Origin of the sequence: Piscibacillus salipiscarius (assembly GCF_042685285.1) — a bacterium.
GTDB lineage: Bacteria > Bacillota > Bacilli > Bacillales > Alkalibacillaceae > Piscibacillus > Piscibacillus salipiscarius.
Window position 1 is genome coordinate 1 of record NZ_JBHUMZ010000037.1, and the last position, 2359, is coordinate 2359.

Annotated in this window: 2 protein-coding genes; both read left to right on the plus strand. The window is 36.6% G+C overall.

Going from position 1 to position 2359, the window contains the following annotated elements; all coding sequences use genetic code 11:
* Nucleotides 1-83: 83 nt before the first annotated feature.
* On the plus strand, nucleotides 84-1133 hold the full coding sequence (locus tag ACFSW4_RS11960; protein WP_054755035.1) for an IS1595 family transposase: 1050 nt from the start codon (nucleotides 84-86) through the stop codon (nucleotides 1131-1133).
* Between the two features lie 201 nt (nucleotides 1134-1334).
* The gene (locus tag ACFSW4_RS11965; RefSeq protein ID WP_054755034.1) at nucleotides 1335-2171 is read left to right on the plus strand and encodes a nucleotidyltransferase domain-containing protein; all 837 of its coding nucleotides are present in this window, start codon (nucleotides 1335-1337) and stop codon (nucleotides 2169-2171) included.
* The last annotated feature ends 188 nt before the right edge of the window (nucleotides 2172-2359 follow it).

The window sequence follows — 2359 nt, forward strand, 5'->3', positions numbered from 1 at the left end:
AAAGGCTCTGTTAAAGTTTGTTGTTGATAATTGCCAAAATCGAACAAATGTTCTATAATAGAGTCATCAAATATGAGTTGGTGATGACTGTGAGAGCAACCGATATCCTTAAAGCCATTCAAAAACTTAATCCAGCGGAAAAACATCGGTTACGGGAATATTTAATCGATGCTCTTACCGCCTCATCTTCCACAGGAACGGTACTGGAAGAAATCTCGGAACGTAAAAATAAGGATGGCTATCGGTGTCCTGATTGCGAGTCAGAACATATTGTGCGCTTTGGAAAATACTCCACTATCGTGGATGGCGAAGAAGTGAAGAAACAACGATACCGCTGTAAAGCCTGTCGAATGACATTTACGGACCTCACCAATACGGCATTATATCGAACCCGTCATCTCAATCGATGGATGAAATTTATCGAATGTATGATAGAAGGCTATTCCCTTCGTAAATCAGCGGAGTTGATTGGTAACGTTACTCACGTCACCTTATTCTATTGGAGGCACAAGCTCCTAACGGCATTAAAACAAATGGAAATCTCCAATTTCCAAGGTATCGTTGAAATGGACGAGACCTATTTCCTGTACTCGGAAAAAGGGCAAAGGAAGATTAAAGATAGAAAGCCGCGTAAACGGGGCGGTTCCGCAAAGAAACGTGGCATAAGCAAGGAACAGGTGTGTGTCCTGGTCGCAAGAGACCGTGACAAAATGACTTTCTCACAGACATTAGGTATGGGGCGATTAACAAAAGAGCAATTAGACAAAGCCATCGGGCATAAACTTTCCACTGAGAATGTGTTATGCACCGATGCTTGGCGTGCCTTTAAAACCTATGCCGCCGAAAAGGATATATCCATTTACCAGTTTAAGTCTGACGGTAAAATTCGCACCAAGGGTCTATATCACATCCAGAACGTCAACAACTACCACCGAAGACTGAAAGGTTGGATACAGCGCTTTAACGGCGTGGCGACCAAGTATCTGAACAATTATCTTGCGTGGTTTCAAGTGTTAGAGAGCATCCATCATCAGAGAAACGAAGTCACAATAAACGATATGATAATAAAAGGGAATTTAATTCCAAATATAGAAACATATGATACACTTAGATTATCTAAGTTTACTGTATAAAGGTTATTTCTTTATTTAACTAACGGGCAGAAGAGTTGAAGAACCTTCAAGCCAATTTATACGTTTATTACTTTGAAAAAGAGAATTTATATTATAATTATATATAAGATAATCGACAATGCCAGGTTGAATGAAATGGAGGACGAAGAAATGGATAAGTAACGGATAGATAATATTAAATATATGGGAGTTGAAAAATTTATGACTGCACAAAATATTTTAAATGAAATAATTAAAGAACTGAACGGGTTACCTGGCATTGTAGGAATAGTTTTAGGAGGCTCAAGAGCAAGAGGAACTAATCATTCAACTTCTGATATTGACATTGGAATATACTATGATGAATCGGCAGGTTTTGATGTCAACGAAGTTAGTAGGGTTGCTACCAAAATGGATGATGAACATAGAGAGAATTTAGTTACATCTTTAGGCGAGTGGGGTGCTTGGATAAACGGTGGTGGATGGATTGTTGTTCAGGGTTATCACGTTGATTTAATATTTCGTGATGTCAATAGAGTGGAACAAGTAATTGATGATTGTTTGTTAGGTAACGTTTTAACTCATTACCATACTGGACATCCACATGCTTATCTAAATGTTATGTATATGGGTGAAGTCTCCATCTGCAAAATACTGGATGACAAAACGAATCGAATTGCGAAGCTAAAATCCAAAACCATGCCATATCCAAAACCTTTAAAAGATGCAATAATTGGTTACTTTATGTTTGAAGCATCCTTTTCTTTAATGTTTGCTAAAGATAATGTTGATAAGGATGATATTTCGTATGTTACAGGTCACTGTTTTCGAACCATCTCATGTCTAAATCAAGTCTTATTTGCTATGAATGAAGAATATTGTATCAATGAGAAAAAAGCAGTTCGAATGATTGACGGGTTTGATACGAAGCCACTGGGATACAAGAAAAGAATAGATAAAATTATCACATTACTTTCTCCAAGCATAGATAGCACAAGACAGGGGCTTGAAATACTTCAAGAACTTATTTCTGAAACGGAAATTCTATTAAATAAATAGTTAAGGTAAAAAAGTGTATGGAAATCTTGTTTCCTGCACTTTTTTATACTTCTTTTGTATATTGTGAAAAGGTGTACTTAAATTAACGGGTGCGTTAGTTCAATAAGATAATAAAACCAAACAGAACTTCCAATTTTATGGAAGTTCTGTTTTTTCTATAAATATCAACATTAAACTTTAACAGAGCC